Genomic DNA, 16257 nt, shown 5'->3' with positions numbered 1-16257 from the left:
GATTCGTACACGCGAGCGTTGCGGTCGCACAGTGGCTGACCTTTGAGGTAACGGGGGGTTGCTCGGGGTGGGGAATCGGCCGACGGATTGGCATGTCCTTGACCTGGAGTCGGATCCGGTTCCGGGGGATCCGGAGCGGGTCAAGGGACTGGCGCGGAGGCTGCACGCGTTCGCCGACGATGTCGGGGACGCGCTGCGGCAGATCAAGGGCATGGCCGACGATGACGCGCTGCTGAAATGGGCGGGCAAGTCCGCGGACGCCTTCACGTCCGAGTTCGAGGACGTTCCGAAGAACCTGCGGAAGCTCAAGAAGTCCTACGACCTGGCCGGGGATGCGCTGGCAGCGTACTGGCCGGAGTTGGAGAAGGCGCAGGACGACTCCCGGCGCGCGCTGGAGAAGGGCCGGGAGGCTCGGCGCGACCTCTCGACCGCCAACACCCGGCTGGAGACGGCGAACGACTGGGTGGACCGGGCGGGGAAGAAGGCCAAGGAGTACGAGGACTCGGGCAAGAAGAAGGATGTCCCGCCGCCGGATGAGAAGGAGGTCCGGGCGGCCACCCGTAACCACACCCAGGCCCAGGACTCCCAGCGCGACGCCCAGACCGCGGTCGACAACGCCCAGTCCGCCCTGGACGCGGCCAAGAAGATGGCCGCGGACGCCAAGAAGCTGCGTGAGGACGCGGCGACGAAGGCGAAGAAGAAGCTGGAAGAGGCCTCCGACGCCGGGATTCAGAACCGCAGTTGGTGGGAGGAGGCCGTCGACTGGGTCTCCGACAACTGGGACACCATCGTCGCGATCTGCAAGGTCGTCGTCGCGATCGTCGGCATCATCGCCCTGATCATCGGCGGTCCGATACTCGGCGCGATCGTCCTGATCGCCGCCCTCGTCGTCCTCGCCGACACCCTCCATAAATACGCCAACGGGCAAGCCAGCCTCTGGGACGTCGCCTTCGCAGCCCTCGATTGCATCCCCGGCATGAAGGGCCTGACCACCCTCGGCGGCCTGGCCAAGGGCCTCAAGGGCGGCCTGGCGGCGATGAAGGGTCTCAAGGGCGGTCTGAAGGGCATGGGCCTGGCGGTGCGCGGCCTGGGCAAGAGCGCGCGAGGCATGCTGGACAATGCCGTGGCTGGCGGCAAGGACGCCTTCGGGCGCCTCAAGAACAAGGTCCGCAAGGGCGGCACCGATCCGGTGGACCTTGCTACTGGCAGGATGTTTCTGCCTCAGACGGACATTACGCTGCCAGGACTCCTGCCTCTCGGCTTCGGACGCCGATTCGAGTCCGGGTACCGGGCGGGCTGGTGGTTCGGCCCCTCGTGGTCGTCAACCGTGGACCAGCATCTCGAGATCGACGGACAGGGCGTCATCTTCGTCGCGGAGGACGGTCAGCTTCTCTCGTATCCCCATCCCGAGGGGACCGGTGCTCCTGTGTTCCCGGAAGCCGGGGCACGCTGGCCGTTGCGCCGCCTTGAGGACGGTGGCTACGAGGTCGTCAATCCCCTCACCGGAGTGGGCCGCCGATTCTTAAGGCCGGTCGACGGGACGGCGCTCATATCCCGAATCCACGACCGCAACGGCCACTCGATCGATTTCGAGTACGACGATTACGGCACCCCTGTAGCGATCAAGCACTCCGCCGGCTACGAGCTGAAACTGAGCGCCGAAGACGGTCGGATCACCGCTCTCGCCCTGGCACACGCGGCCGAGGACGGCTCGGACCTGGTCATCCGGCGGTACGGCTACAAGGACGGCCATCTCACCGAGGTCCACAACTCGTCGGGCCGTCCACTGCGTTTCGAGTACGACGATCATGCGCGCGTGACCGCCTGGGTCGACCGTAACGACAGCCGCTACGACTACGCGTACGACGATCAGGACCGCTGCATCGCGGAAGGCGGCGCCGGCGGCCATTTCAAGCTGACGATCGACTACGACGGTGCGCTCGCGGAATACCCCGACATGCGCGTCACCACCGTGACCACCGCGGACGGCCACTCCACCCGCCATGTGGTGGACGGCGCGTTCCAAGTCGTGGCTGAGATCGACCCGTTGGGAAACACCACCAGGTACGCATACGACGAGAACCGCCACCTCGTCGGCCAGACGGACCCCCTCGGTCATACGACCACGCTCCGCAACGACGAGTCGGGCCGGCCCACCCGCATCACCCGGGCGGACGGCCGTACGGTCGAAGCGGAGTACAACGCGCTCGGCCAGCTCACCCTGCTGCGGCTCGCGGACGGTTCCGAGATCCGCCAGCGGTTCGACGCACACGGAAACCGGACACATGTGACGGATCCGTCCGGCGCGACGACGGCCTTCTCGTACGACGATGGCGGCCGCCTGACGGCGATCACGGACCCGCAGGGCAACCCCACCGAGTTCCTCTGTGACGCGGCCGGGCTTCCCCTTGAGGTGCGTGACCCGCTCGGCAGCCGAGTGACGTCCCGGCGCGACGCCTTCGGACGGCTGATCAGCCTCACCGACGCCGAGGGCGCCACCACCCGGATGTGGTGGACGGTGGAGGGCAAACCGCTCCGCAGAGTCGAACCGTCGGGAGCCGAGGAGACCTGGACGTACGACGACGAGGGGAACTGCCTCCTCCACACCAACCCCTCGGGACAGCAGACCCGTTACGAGTACACACACTTCGACCTGCTCACCTCCCAGACGGGCCCGGACGGCGCACGCCAGGAATTCGAGCACGACGCGGCGCTGCGGCTCACCAAGGTGATCGGCGCGCAGGGACTCGCATGGACCTACGAATACGACGCGGCCGGCCGACTGGTGGCCGAGTCCGACTTCGACGGCCACCGTATGACGTACGAACACGACGCGGCGGGTCGCCTCGTGGCAAGGGTCAACGGGCTGGGGCAGCGCGTCGCGTACGAGCACGATGCGCTGGGGCACATCACCGCGAAGGACGCCGACGGCCGGCGCACCGTCTTCGAGCATGACGCGGTGGGACGGCTCCTCAGGGCTGCGGGTCCGGAGGAGACGGTCGCGTTCACGCGGGACGCCATGGGCAGGACGCTCACGGAGACCGTGGGGTCACGGGTGATGTCGTTCACCTACGACGCCCTCGGGCGCCGTCTTCAGCGCGTCACCCCTGTCGGGGCCGAGACCGGCTATGCCTACGATCCCGCCGGGCGCCGTACGTCCATGACCACCGCGGGCCGTACGTTCGACTTCACCCACGACGCGAACGGCCGGGAGACGCTCCGGGTGCTCGACGACGGAGCACTCTCCCTCGCGCAGTCGTGGGACGAGTCGGGGCGTCTGGTCGAACAGTCCCTCATGGGGGGCGGCGGCTCTCTCATTCAGGAGCGGGCCTACAGCTACCGCTCCGACGGCTACCTCACTGGCGTTGAGGACAGGATCAGCGGCCCTCGGCACTTCGACGTGGACGCGGTGGGCCGTGTCACCGCCGTTCGGGCACATGGCTGGACCGAGGGCTACGCCTACGATGCGGCGGGCAATCAGACACACGCCGCATGGCCCGATCGGCATCCCGGAGCCGACGCGCAAGGAGATCGCGCCTACGCCGGAGCGAGCCTCGTACGGGCCGGTCGCGTGCACTACGAGTACGACGCTGCCGGCCGCATCGTCCTCAAGCGCAGGGTGCGGCTGTCGCGGAAGCCCGACATCTGGCGGTACGAATGGGACGCGGAGGACCGGCTCACGCGGGTCACGACGCCAGACGGCACGGTATGGCGCTACCGCTACGACCCGTTCGGCCGGCGCATCGCGAAGCAGCGGCTCGGCGCGGATCACGCCACCGTGGTCGAGGAGACCCACTTCGCGTGGGACGGCGACCTCCTCGTCGAACAGACCACGGCGGCAACGGAACTGCCGTCTCCCATCACTCTCACCTGGGACTACCGAGGACTGCACCCGATCGCCCAGACGGAGCGCCGGGTCGACAGGCTGACACAGGAAGAGATCGACAGTCGTTTCTTCGCCGTCGTCACCGATCTCGTGGGCACACCGGTCGAGTTGGTGGACGAGGAGGGGTCCCTGGCGTGGCGCTCCCGGTCCAGCCTGTGGGGCGGCACGGCATGGAACTCCGATGCATCCACGTACACCCCCCTGCGCTTTCCCGGTCAGTACTACGACCCGGAGACCGGTCTCCACTACAACCGGTACCGCCACTACGACCCCGACACCGGCCATTACGTCAGCCCTGACCCCCTCGGGCTGACCCCCGCACCGAACCATCGCGCCTACGTCCACAACCCGCACACCTGGGCCGACCCCCTCGGCCTCGAAGGCGACTGCGGCACGGACATCGCTCTGGGACTGCAGGAGGCGGACGGCAATCCGATGGCGCTCGACGAGTTCGCCATGGAACGCGGCGCACTCACCTACCACGAGTGGCCTGGCAGTGGATCATGGCACCGGCAGTTGCAGGGCTATCTTGGAACCGAGTCGAACGCGCGGATCCACTTCAATCTCGACGGTATCGATGATCCCGTGGCCTCGGCGCGGGCCGGGGAGAGCGTCGACCCCAGCGGCTTCGAGGGGCTGACGAACTGGGAGCTCTACCAAGCCCGCGAGGCGACACACGCTTGGGATCGGATCACTTGGTACCGAGGAGGTCAAACAGTTGAAAACCCCTTCGCCTGACGATGCCGACGTCGAGGTCCTCTTCCAGTCGCCCCGCACCTTCCGCATGTGGCGTTACGGAGTGGGCCACTCGCAGCTGCTGCTCCGCGCCACCCCCGACGCCGACGAGCCCCACTGCATCGACCTGCACTTCGAGGGGGTCGCCGCTGTCCAGCTCGGGACCCGTTACGTCGCGCCGCAGGTGCGTCTCGGCACCGAGGGGGAGCGTGCCGCACTGGAGGCCCTGGCTCAGTCGGGCGCCGGGCCGCGCCACATCGCCCTCGCCCTGCAGACCGAGACGGGCACCGGCCTCGTACTCTGCCGAAGGGTGCGTGTCCTACGGGGCGGCACTGATCCCCTCGGCGAAATCGAAGACAGCGAGGTGCTGTGGAGCCATCGCACGTGATCGCTGCGGTGTCCGGGCGGGCGTGACGTGACCGGAGCGGTGAACTCCCCGAGAGGGCACTGACGGCTGTTTAATGGGGTACTCCTGCATGAGGAGCTGCTAAGCCTCCGCCGCGTCTCTGCCCAGGTGCCAGACCTTGGCTGGTGGACCACACCTTTCGTGGATCATGGTGAAGCACTGACCCGTAGCCGTACCGGAAGCCACAATGCTGGAAGACGGCCAAGGGGGGTCCTATGAGTCCGGAAGGGACGGCCATCGCTAGTCGCTGGCTGATCGATGGCTCGCGGCCTGTTCGATGGTTTCGCGGAATACCGAACTCCGTCGTTGGATGATTACCGTCGTCTCTTCGACGGCGGCTTGGTCGTTGTAGACACCAATGTCCTGTTAACCCTGTACCGGTCCAACCAGCGCACTCGCGACGATCTCCTCGCCGTGCTGGCACGGTTGCGCGACCGGCTCTGGGCACCCCATCAGGTGCTGGTGGAGTTCTGACGCAACCGCGAGCAGAGCTCGGTCCTCAGGCACCACAGCGCTCGGGCGAGGGAGGCGCAAGAGGCTCCCTCCAAGGCCGGCCGGGCAGCGCACAATGCCCTCGACACATGGTTGAAGCAGGTCCACGTCAGCGGGGACGCCGAAGTCAAGAGGACGCTCACCGAGCACCGCGATCAGCTTGACCACGTCCTGGACGCTCTTCAGGCGCTGATTGGCGAGCAGGCGCGGCAGGACGCGCTGGCAGGTGCCACCGACACCAACACGGACCCGGTTCTCGCACGGCTGGAGCCGATACTCGACGGCAGAGTCGGCCAGCCCCTATCGCCGCAGGAGTACGAGAACGCTCTGCTGGAGGCGAAGCGCAGAGGAGAGGCGCAAAAGCCGCCCGGTTACGAGGACTTCAAGAACAAGCCCGATGAGCAGGCCGCGGGCGATTACCTCGTCTGGGAGCAGACACTCAGGGAGGCCGAGCGGCTCGGGTGCGAGGTGCTCTTTGTGACAGGGGACAGCAAGAAGGACTGGTGGAAGCAGCGGGACGGTGACATACCCGCCCGGCCGCGACCCGAGCTTGTGCGCGAGATGCTGGGCAGGACCGGACACAGACTGTTCATGCTCCAGCCGAGCGGCCTGCTGGAGCAGGCACGGCAGGTGCTCGACCTCCTAGTCGAGTCGGCGTCCGTCCAGGATCTCGAGCAGTTGCAGACCTCGGCCTCCACCGCAGGCGCCGGAGAATGGACCAAGGAGGCGTTGGAGGCGCTCATCGATCTACTGCTCGGCCAGGCTTCTGTCAAGGCGTACTCCATCCTGGAGGCTGCTCTCAACGATGGGTTCGTGAGCCGTGCCACTGTCTACGAGATACGCGCCCGGGCAGTCCTCGGTGGCGAGGAGGTGCACACCGGACGGCACCACGGGTCTACGGCCGTTGGGGGGCGGGCCGTGGCGATGGGCATCGGCGAAGGCTGAAAAGAGTCGTCAACTCCGCCTGGGAGAAGCTGGATTGGGCTACCGGCGGGAAACCTGGGATTGGCCCTTACCTTGGACAACCGCGCTCGTGCATAGTGGTCCCCGCTTAGAGCACAGATGGCTGAAAAGTACACACCAAGGGACCGGTAGATGGCGTGTGAGCGGTGCGGCGGTCAAGACAAGCCGTCGTCGGGGCGGCCCTGCGCGTGCCGTTTCCTCGTCTCGGATCCGTCGGATCCCTGGATCACCCGTGACACGCTCTACGGCCGCTGGACCACGCTCTCGGGCCCGCGCAAGGTGGCCGTCGCGGCGGGCGCTCTCCTGGCGCTGAGCACGCTGGTCGGCGTAGTGCTCCTGACGGAGTCCCCGGCGCCACCGGCGGATTCGGACTCGCGGACGGAGCAGGCGGGGCCGGAGACGGAGCTGGAGGCGCCCAAACCCAGCCTGATCCTGCCGACAGGTGAAGCGGCCGAACCCGCGCCGAGCCCCAGCCGCTCCTCGAAGTCGCCCAAGCCCAAGCCGAAGCCCACCCGCACCCCGCCGTCAACGCCCAAGCCCAGCCCCAAGCCCACGCGGGAAGAGCCGGCCCCACGGCCAGTCCGCATCACGTACTCCGCCTGGGCCGGGCACGGCTGCGCCTCGCCCGAGGGCGGCGGCTACGAGGAGCACGGCAACTGGTACAAGGGCATCGAAGGCTGGTTCACGGTCAGGCCCGGGGGTTACGAGGGAGACTCGTGCGACGGCTCCTTCTCCAGTGTCCCCATGTCGGGGGACCGGGACCGAGATTGGGGCAACGGGGCCGCGTGGTGGTGGTCGGTCGGCGACGACTCGGACCGGTGCGACGTCGGCGTGTACATCCCCCGCGGCGACGACCATTCCGTGGCCGGCAACCCGACGACCTACATGGTGCTCACCGACCTCGACGGCCGGCACGCCGACGTGACCACCTTCCGTATCGACCAGATCGCGCACCGGGGCGAGCTGGTCGACGCGGGCACTTTCCGCGTCGAGGGCGGCCGCATCGTCGTGAAGCTGCTGGACCGCGGCCAGGACTGGGACGAGGACGGGCCCACGTACGCCCATCACGCCGCGGGGCAGATGAAAGTGACCTGCCGGTCCGGCTGATGTGGTTGCGCATGGGGCGTACCCCGCTCCCCGGTTGTCCCCCTCCTGTACTGCCGATCAGCCGAGGTGCTGTGCAATACCCGCGACGACCGACGTCCCGGTCGCCGGTCGTGGTGTGCCCCCCACGTGGCGGACAGCGCGTCCACCAGCAGCAGCCCCCCGCGACCCGCCCTACGCCGTACGCCAGGCCGGAGGCCGGCGGGTGGACCACGCCGGGGCCGGGGGGCACCCGGTCGGGCGGGTCCACGGGGCCGCCGGGGGTGGTGCCGCCGTCACCGCGTCACCCCCGGCGGCGGTCAGCGCGCCCAGGATCGCGACCACGGCCGCCAGTTCCTCCGGCAGCGGCTTGCCGCGGACGATGCGGACCGCGTCGAACGGGCCGCTCATTGGGGCTGGTTCCCGTGCTTGCGGCTGGGCAGCGGGGCGTGTTTGGCGCGGAGCATCGCCAGGGCGCCGATGAGGCGGCTGCGGGTCTCGGCTGGGTCGATCACGCTGTCGACGAGGCCGCGCTCGGCCGCGTAGTACGGGTGCATCAGCTCGGAGCGGTACTCCTTGACCAGGCGGGCGCGGGCCGCCTCCGGGTCGGCGGCGGCCGCGATCTCACGGCGGAAGACGACGTTCGCCGCGCCCTCCGCGCCCATCACCGCGATCTCGTTGCTGGGCCAGGCCAGCGAGATGTCCGTGCCGATGGAGCGGGAGTCCATCACGATGTACGCGCCGCCGTAGGCCTTGCGCAGGATCAGCTGGACGCGCGGCACGGTGGCGTTGCAGTAGGCGTAGAGCAGTTTGGCGCCGTGCCGGATGATGCCGCCGTGCTCCTGGTCGACGCCGGGCAGGAAGCCGGGGACGTCGACCAGGGTGACCAGCGGAAGGTTGAAGGAGTCGCAGGTCTGGACGAAGCGGGCGGCCTTCTCCGAGGCGTGGATGTCCAGCACCCCGGCGAAGGACGCGGGCTGGTTGGCCACGATGCCGACCGTCTGCCCGTCGAGGCGGGCCAGGGCGCAGATGATGTTGGTGGCCCAGGACTCCTGGATCTCGAAGAAGTCGCCGTCGTCGACGATCTCCGCGACCACCGCCCGCATGTCGTACGAGCGGCTGGGGTCGGCCGGGACCAGGTCCAGCAGGGAGTCGGTGCGGCGGCTCGCGGGGTCGGTCGTGGGCTCGGCCGGGGGCAGTTCGCGGTTGTTGGACGGCAGCAGGGACAGCAGATGGCGTACGTCCTCCAGGCACGACTCCTCGTCGTCGTAGGCGAAGTGCGCCACGCCCGAGACCGATGCGTGGGCGTCGGCGCCGCCGAGCGCGTCGTGCGTGATGACCTCGCCGGTCACCGCCTGGACCACGTCGGGCCCGGTGATGAACATCTGCGCCGTGCCCCGCACCATGAACACGAAGTCGGTCAGCGCGGGGGAGTAGGCGGCGCCGCCGGCGCACGGCCCGAGGATCACGCTGATCTGCGGGATGACACCGGAGTTGCGGACGTTCCGGGTGAAGATGCCGCCGTATCCGGCGAGCGCGGTGACGCCCTCCTGGATCCGGGCACCGGCACCGTCGCACAGGCCGACGATCGGGGCGCCCGCCGCCTCCGCGAGGTCCATCAGCTTGTGGATCTTCTCGGCGTGGGCCTCACCGAGCGCTCCGCCGAAGATGCGGAAGTCGTGGGCGTAGGCGAAGACCGTACGGCCGTGCACCTGCCCCCAGCCCGTGACGACGCCGTCGGTGTGCGGGCGCCGGTCCTCGAGGCCGAAGCCGGTGGCCCGGTGCCTGCGCAGCTCCTCGACCTCGGTGAAGGTGCCCTCGTCGAAGAGGAGCGCGATCCGCTCGCGGGCGGTGAGCTTCCCCTTGGCGTGCTGCGCTTCGGTCGCCCGCTCGCTCGGTCCGCGCCGCACGTTCTCGTGCAGCTCGGCCAGTTCGGCGGCGCGGTCGCGCAGGTGGCCGTCCGCGGGAGCCGCTGCGCTCGGGGGCGTGGGGGCCGTGGGGGGCGTCGGGGAGGTCGGGGACGTCAGGGGCCTCAGGGGCGTTTCCTCGGCAACGCTCATGCGGGACAGCGTGCGTGAGGCGGCTCAAGAGGGGCTCGATGGCTCCTGGACATTCGGATGGAGTACGGCTCGACCTGTGACGTCCAGCCTCGCGGTATGACACGCGGTATGACACACCTTCACCGCCGCTCCGTCGTCCTGATGTTCCCGGGGACGGGAGCGCAGCATGTGCAGATGGCGGCCGGACTCTACGGGCACGAGCCGGTCTTCACCGACGCCGTCGACTCCGTCCTGCGCTGCCTCGGCCCCGAGGGCGAGGCCGTACGGGCCGACTGGCTGGCGCAGGTGCCCGCCGAGCCGATGGACGCCGATGTCCGTTCCGCACCCCTGCTGTTCGCCGTGGACTACGCGCTGGGACGCCTGGTCGAGAACTGGGGTGTGCGCCCCGCCGCATATCTCGGGCACAGCATGGGCGAGTTCGCCGCGGCCGTGCTCGCCGGGGTCTTCGGTCTCGGGGACGCGGTCCGGCTGCTGTGGGAACGGGTCCAGATGCAGGAGTCGACCCCGGCGGGCGGGATGCTCGCGGTGGCGGCCGCGCCGGACGAGCTCTCCGCGTACCTGGGCGACGGCGTGGTGGTCGGGGCGGTGAACGCGCCGCGCCACACGGTGCTTTCGGGTCCCGAGGCGGCGCTGGGCGCGGCCGAGCGGAGGCTGGTGGAGGACGGCAGGACCTGCCGCAGGCTCGCCTCCCGCACCCCGTATCACAGCCCGGCGCTGGCACCGCTCGTGCCGCAGACCGAGGCGCTGATCGGCGCACTGCGGCCGGCCCGGCCGCGTATCCCGCTCTACTCCGCCTACACCACGCGGCTGCTCTCCGAGGAGGAGGCGGTCAGCCCGGCGTTCTGGGCGGTGCAGCCGACCGCTCCGGTGCTGTTCTGGCCGACGCTGGAGCAGGTGCTGCGCGACGGCGACCGGCTGCTGGTCGAGGCGGGTCCTTCGCAGAGCCTGGCGGTGCTGGCCCGGGGGCACGAGGCCGTGCGTACGGGCCGCAGCGCGGTGGTGTCCACGCTGCCGCCCCGGGCCATGGGGCCCGAGGCGGACCGGCGGAGCGTGAGCGCGGCGCGCGAACGGCTGCTCGCGGAAGGGCCCTTCACGGCAGGCCCGGAAGATCACTCGGGCAGATTGCCGGTGGACCTTCCGGCTTCGTAGGGGCTCGACACCCCGTCGTAGGCCAGGTGCAGCACCATCCCATCGCGCGCGTGGTCGAGATTGTGGCAGTGGTCCATCCACAGGCCGGGGTTGTCGGCGCGGAAGGCGACCTCGTACCGCTCGCCCGGCTCCACGTTCAGGGTGTCCGTCCACCACGGGCTTCCCGTCGCCCGCTCGCCGTTCCTGGAGAGGACGAGCATGCGGTGGCCGTGCAGGTGCATCGGGTGGTCGTCGAGGCTCCGGTTGACGAAGGTGGTGCGCACCAGGTCCCCCTCGCGTACCAGCAGGGCGGGGATGTCGGGATAGACGGCGTTGTTGATGGTCCACAGCGCCATGGGCCTGCCGTCGAAGAACCCGAAGCTGTTGCCGAGTACGAGATGGAAGTCGCGGTCGAAGCGGGGGGCGGGGCCCAAGGGGGAGCTTGCGCGCTTGCCGTAGTGCAAGGGGTTGAAGATCGGGCCGGTGACGGCTGCCGGGGGGTCGGCGCTGCCGGTGGGGTCCAGCAGCAGGGACGCGGTGTCGGTGGTGTTCTCTCCGTACGCGCCGTCCTCGCCGCACCCTTCGAGTCCCTGGCCGCCGCCTGAGGCGTTGGCGTCGCCGACCACGGTCAGCTGCACGGGCCCGGCGGGCTGCCGGAACGTGACGTCGTACCGGCCGCCGCCCGCGATCCGCAGCCGGTTGTCCCGCAGTTCCGTCGGCCCTGATACCTCGTTGCCGTCGATCGCGGCGACCTTGAAGGGGGTTCCGGCGAGCGAGTAGGTACGGGGGCAGTTGTCGGCGTTGACCAGGCGCAGCCGCACTGGTGTGCCGGCGGCCACCTTCTCGCGGCGCAGCCGGGTGTCGTCGCCGAAGGCGGTACGGAGCTGACCGCCGAGTCCATTGCGGCCGCTGAGGGCGCCTCCGCCTCCGCCGTGGCCACCGCCTCCGCCGTGTCCTCCGCCGCCACCGCGAGGCGGCCCGCCCCCGGCCGCCTTGCTGCCGCCGATGCTCCAGGCGTGCGCGACGACGGTCCGGTCCACACCGGACGGTTCGGCCGCGGGCTCCTCCACGATGAGCGCACCGAACAGCCCGCGCGCCACGGTGCTGCTGGACTGCTGGTGCGAGTGGTACCAGAAGGTTCCGGCGCGGTCCGGCCTGAAGCGGTACACGTGCCGTCCGCCTGGCCGTACCGCGTCCTGTGTGACCCCGGCCACGCCGTCCTCGGCGTTCGGGACGTCCACGCCGTGCCAGTGCAGGGTGACCCCGCCCTCGACGTTCCGGTTGACCAGGACCACCTCGACCAGTTCCCCGCGGCGCACGCGCAACTCAGGTCCGGGGAGCTGCCCGTTGAAGGCGAGGGCGGCCACCTTCTCCCCGGATGCCAGCCGCATCGTGCGCTCCGTCGCGGTGAGCGTGAAGCGCCGGTCGGGCTTGCCCTTGCGCTCTCCGGTGAGAGCCGTGAGGTCCTGTACGGGAGCCTCGCCGGCCGCCGGGCCGCCGCCGGTGTCGTACGAGCGCTGGTGGTGGGACTCCCCCATCCGGCCCGGCAACCGGCTCTGTTCGGCCGCGAGCGAGCACCCGCCGACGGTCAGCACGGTGAGGGTGGTCACCACAGCCGTCGCATGCAGCACGCGCTTCGAGCGGGACGGCGGGCGCCAGTCCTGAGCCTCCATCGCGGCCCTGCGCCGCTGCTGGAGCAGGAGCAGTGCGCCCGAGACCACGCCCAGCAGGGCCAGTTCGAGGACGAGCACGCCGGTGAACGGGGGTGCGGGCGGGTGGAGGGTAAGGGCGGCGCCCGCGAGAGCCGCGGCACAGCCGGCCTGGACCGGAACGACCAGCCGCGGGTCGGCCGCGGCGCGGCGCAGGGGCGGCAGGGTGACGTCCTGCGGCGCCGTGGGCCCTCCGACGGGCCCGGGAATCTCGGACGGCCCGGCCGCCGCGGGGGGCCTGTCCGGCTCGGGCAGCGCAGGAGGCGCCGACGGCTCCGGCTGCGCGCCGGCCCCGGTCGGCGCGGCAGCGCCGACGCGGGAGCGCACGGCCGCCGCGCCCGCGCCCGCCACCAGCACACCGCGCCGGGCCAGGCGCCAGTACGCCGGCACTGCCAGCCCGGCGGCCGCCGCTCCGGCGGCCGCCGCGGGCACTGCCCCGAACAGCACGTAGTCGGCGCCTGCGAGCCACCCCGCCTCCGCCGCGAGCGCGACGGCCAGCGCGGCCCGTACGGCGAGCACCAGCAGGGCGGTGCAGAGCAGGATCAGGCCGAGCCGGGCTCTGCGCCGGATCGAAGCCGCCGTGGGCCGGGTGGCCAGCCGCCGGGTCCCGCGCGCGGCGAATCCCCAGAAGAGCGCCGCCAGTACGGCCCACAGGATGTTCTGTTCGAAGAGGTTCTCCACCATGGCCGACAGCGTGGCGCGGGCCCTTCGAGCCTGCCTCGAGGCCGCTGGACGATGCTCGCGCACGGCCACGGCAGCCGTGCCGCGGCCCTAAGCGGCCCGGAGGAGGTAGGTGCAACGCCCACGCCGCCTGGCACGGCACCTCGCTGCGTTGTCGGAGTCGTCAGAGTAGGCCCTCCCCTGGCCTTCGGCAGGGGGAACCCCAGAGGACGATCTCCCCCGGACTCCGTCCGGGGGTACCCCCACCGCCTTGCGATACCCCCCAGCTACCGCTGGGAGGTGCCCCCTGCACCAGACGACGCGGGACGTCACGCCTACCCCCAGGACCGCTTAGCCGCCACGTGGGAGGGGACACGAGATGCGACAAGAAGAACGGCGCTGCGCGCTGGTGACCGGCGGGTCGCGGGGCATCGGCCGCGCGGTCGCGGTCCGGCTGGCGCGGGCGGGCTACGACATCGGCTTCTGCTCGCGGTCCGCGGACGAGGCGGCCCTGGAGACCGCCCGCCTGGTGGCCGAGGCCGGTGCCACGGCCCACCATGTGACCTGCGACGTCACCGACGCCGAGGCCGTGAAGAGGTTCGTCGGCCAGGCGGAGGAGAAGCTCGGCCCGCCGTACGCGGTGGTCAACTCGGCCGGGGTGCTGCGGGACCGCCCGATGGCGCTGATGGCCGCCAAGGACTGGCAGGCCGTGGTCGGCACCAGCCTGGACGGCACCTTCAACGTCTGCCGTACGGTGCTGCGCGGTCTGATCACCCGCCGGTCGGGCGCGATGGTGAACGTCTCGTCGGTCATCGGGGTGTACGGCAACGCCGGGCAGAGCAACTACGCCGCCGCCAAAGGGGGGTTGAACGGCCTCACGCGCGCGTTGGCCAAGGAGGTCGCCCCTTACGGGGTGCGGGTGAACGCCGTGGCCCCGGGGTTCATCGAGACCGACATGCTCGACGGCATGACGGCCAAGGCCCGGGAAGCCGCCCTCGGGAAGGTCGCCATGGGCCGCTTCGGCAGCGCCGAATCCGTCGCGGAACTGGTCGCTTTCCTGCTGTCCGACGCCGCCGATTACATCACCGGCCAAGTGGTGCAGATCGACGGCGGGATATCGCTGTGAGGAGGCCGGCATGACCTCCGCCGGCACGACCTCCGGCAGCACAGCGGCCCCCGCCACCGGACCGGCTACCGCGCCGGACGGTTCCGGCCTCCCGGTCCGGGCGATGTTCCGCGAGCGCTGGTTCAGCACGCTGTTCATGACCGACATGTGGGAGCGCTTCAGCTTCTACGGCATGCAGGCGCTGCTCTTCCTCTACGCGACGGCGCCGGCGGCCGAAGGCGGCCTCGGGCTGTCCGACGGCACCGCGGGCGCCCTCTTCGGGCTCTACGTCTCCGCGTCGTTCCTGGCCGCCATGCCCGGCGGCTGGCTGGGGGACAGGGTGCTGGGCACGCACCGGGCGATGCTCAGCGGTGCCCTCGTCATCGCGGCCGGCCACGCCTGCATGGCCGTGCCCGCGCACGGCACCTTCTATCTGGGCCTGGTCCTGGTGGCCTGCGGCACCGGGCTGCTCAAGCCCAACCTCCCCGTGATGTTCGACCAGATGAACCCGGGGGCGAGCAGCTCACAGCGCCAGGCGGCCTTCTCCCTCTTCTACATGAGCATCCAGGTGAGCGCGCTGATCGGCCCGCTCGTCACCGGCGCGCTCGGCGAGCGCGTCAACTGGCACCTGGGGTTCGGCGCAGCCGCGGTCGGCATGGCCTTCGGCGTCCTGCAGTACCTGCACGGCGCCTCGTCGCTGCGCGGCGCCGTGACCGGACCCAGCCGCCCGCTGCCGCCCGACGCGCTGCGCCGGCTCGTCCGCCGAGCGTGGGCGGGACTGGCGGGTGCGGTGCTGCTGGGCGGCGGTGTCGCGGCCGCGGGCGGGCTGCCGCTGCGGCCCGTACTGGCGCTGTGCGGGCTGGCCTCGCTGGCCGCGCCCGTCTGGTACTTCCGGCGCCTGCTGCGCAGTACCGAGCTGGACGAGGCCGAGCGGGCGCGGATCCGCGGCTACCGGCGGATTTTCATCCCGTCGGTGCTGTTCTGGGCGATGTACGGCCAACTGGGCTCGGTCTTCAGCCTCTTCGCGCGGGAGCACACGGACCGGGAGATCGCGGGCTTCACCGTCCCGGCCAGCTGGTTCCAGTCCGCTCACCCGCTCTTTCTGCTGCTGCTGGCGCCGCTGTTCGCCTGGCTGTGGCTGCGGATCGGCGCCAGGGCGGGTGTCGGGCGGAAGTTCTCTGCGGGGCTGCTGTGCGCGGGCGCCGGGTTCGCCGTACTGGCGGCCGGGGCCTGGCTCGCGGAAGGCGGGAGAGGCGACGGGGCCACGCTGGTGTCCGCCGCCTGGCTGCTGGCCGCCTTCCTGTGCATGACGTGCGGCGAGCTGGTCTTCGGCCCGGTGGGCCTGAGCACCACCGCGGAGTCGACGCCGGAGGGCCACGGCTCCCGGATGATGGGCCTCTTCTACCTCGGGGCCGCCCTGGGCGCGGGCCTCGGCGGCCAGCTGTCGCACCTCGTGGGCGTCCTGCCGCTCTGGACGTACCTGGCGGGATTCGCCGCCGCAGCCGGATCAACCTCGCTGTTACTTCGCCACAGAACCCCTCAAATCTGACGTCGAGTTGCCCTGGACACGGTCTCAAGCCCCCAGGGCGAGCATCGATTTCGGACAGCTGCCCGATCGCTCCGGGCACGGACGGTCCCACCGCTCAGGGGCCCGACGGCTGCCCGAACTGCCCGACCGCTCCGGGCAATACCGTGAAGGAGTCCCCATGGCGCACCGCACTCTCATTGTCGCGAAGATGGACCACGACGACGCGGACAAGGTGGCCGCGCTCTTCGCCGAGTCCGACGCGACCGATCTGCCGCACATGATCGGCGTCCAGCGGCGCACGCTGTTCCGCTTCCACGGCCTCTACTTCCACCTGGTCGAGGCGGACGAGCCCATCAACGGCAGCCTCTACAAGGCTCGCAGCCACCCGCTCTACATGGACATCAACACCCGGCTCCAGCAGTACATGACGCCGTACGACCCGTCGTGGCAGGAGCCCAAGGACTCCATGGCCGAGCCCTTCTACAGCTGGACGCCCTGACAC

General features: G+C 70.5%; 10 protein-coding genes and 1 pseudogene. 8 read left to right on the top strand and 3 right to left on the bottom strand.

Features of this window, described 5'->3' with window-relative positions; all coding sequences use genetic code 11:
• Positions 1-67 precede the first annotated feature (67 nt).
• The 4 genes and pseudogenes from ACTWP8_RS10885 to ACTWP8_RS10870 all read left to right on the top strand — a co-directional run bounded on the left by ACTWP8_RS10885 (position 68) and on the right by ACTWP8_RS10870 (position 7589).
• Entirely contained in the window at positions 68-4624 is a 4557-nt protein-coding gene (locus tag ACTWP8_RS10885) for an RHS repeat-associated core domain-containing protein (RefSeq protein ID WP_443321927.1), read from the top strand.
• Complete coding sequence (locus tag ACTWP8_RS10880) at positions 4605-5009, top strand: hypothetical protein (RefSeq protein WP_443321926.1); 405 nt, start codon at positions 4605-4607, stop codon at positions 5007-5009. The genes ACTWP8_RS10885 and ACTWP8_RS10880 overlap by 20 nt, the downstream gene beginning before the upstream one ends.
• 276 nt (positions 5010-5285) lie before the next feature.
• Positions 5286-6464 (top strand): annotated as a pseudogene (locus ACTWP8_RS10875) (PIN-like domain-containing protein).
• A 150-nt stretch (positions 6465-6614) separates the two neighbouring features.
• Entirely contained in the window at positions 6615-7589 is a 975-nt protein-coding gene (locus ACTWP8_RS10870; protein WP_443321925.1) for an adhesin, read from the top strand.
• Positions 7590-7760: 171 nt separating this feature from the next.
• Here the strand turns inward: ACTWP8_RS10870 and ACTWP8_RS10865 are convergent, their stop codons facing one another.
• Both ACTWP8_RS10865 and ACTWP8_RS10860 read right to left on the bottom strand, forming a co-directional pair.
• Positions 7761-7976: an acyl-CoA carboxylase epsilon subunit gene (locus ACTWP8_RS10865; RefSeq protein WP_443321924.1), complete on the bottom strand. Its 216-nt coding sequence runs from the start codon at positions 7974-7976 to the stop codon at positions 7761-7763.
• Complete coding sequence (locus ACTWP8_RS10860; RefSeq protein ID WP_443321923.1) at positions 7973-9625, bottom strand: acyl-CoA carboxylase subunit beta; 1653 nt, start codon at positions 9623-9625, stop codon at positions 7973-7975. The genes ACTWP8_RS10865 and ACTWP8_RS10860 overlap by 4 nt, the downstream gene beginning before the upstream one ends.
• A gap of 108 nt (positions 9626-9733) precedes the next feature.
• On the opposite strand from ACTWP8_RS10860, the gene ACTWP8_RS10855 reads away from it, so the two are divergent.
• Positions 9734-10774 (top strand): acyltransferase domain-containing protein, encoded by a 1041-nt coding sequence (locus tag ACTWP8_RS10855; protein WP_443321922.1) that lies wholly within the window; start codon positions 9734-9736, stop codon positions 10772-10774.
• On the opposite strand, the gene ACTWP8_RS10850 is transcribed toward ACTWP8_RS10855, so the two are convergent.
• Complete coding sequence (locus ACTWP8_RS10850; RefSeq protein WP_443321921.1) at positions 10735-13146, bottom strand: multicopper oxidase domain-containing protein; 2412 nt, start codon at positions 13144-13146, stop codon at positions 10735-10737. The two genes, ACTWP8_RS10855 and ACTWP8_RS10850, sit on opposite strands and share 40 nt — an antisense overlap.
• A 355-nt stretch (positions 13147-13501) precedes the next feature.
• Between ACTWP8_RS10850 and fabG the strand changes: the two genes are divergently transcribed.
• The 3 genes from fabG (at position 13502) to ACTWP8_RS10835 (ending at position 16254) form a co-directional block, all read left to right on the top strand.
• On the top strand, positions 13502-14248 hold the full coding sequence (gene fabG / locus ACTWP8_RS10845) for a 3-oxoacyl-ACP reductase FabG (protein WP_443321920.1): 747 nt from the start codon (positions 13502-13504) through the stop codon (positions 14246-14248).
• Between the two features lie 10 nt (positions 14249-14258).
• Positions 14259-15776 carry a peptide MFS transporter gene (locus tag ACTWP8_RS10840; RefSeq protein WP_443321919.1) on the top strand — a complete coding sequence of 506 codons (1518 nt, stop codon included), beginning with the start codon at positions 14259-14261 and terminating at the stop codon, positions 15774-15776.
• A 157-nt stretch (positions 15777-15933) separates the two neighbouring features.
• A complete protein-coding gene (locus tag ACTWP8_RS10835) occupies positions 15934-16254 on the top strand; it encodes a TcmI family type II polyketide cyclase (RefSeq protein ID WP_443314148.1) in 321 nt (106 codons plus the stop codon).
• The last annotated feature ends 3 nt before the right edge of the window (positions 16255-16257 follow it).

The organism is Streptomyces sp. 7N604 (genome assembly GCF_052245475.1).
Lineage (GTDB): Bacteria > Actinomycetota > Actinomycetes > Streptomycetales > Streptomycetaceae > Streptomyces.
The sequence above is the reverse complement of the archived record's forward strand: the minus strand, read 5'-3'. Positions and strand labels throughout refer to the sequence as shown.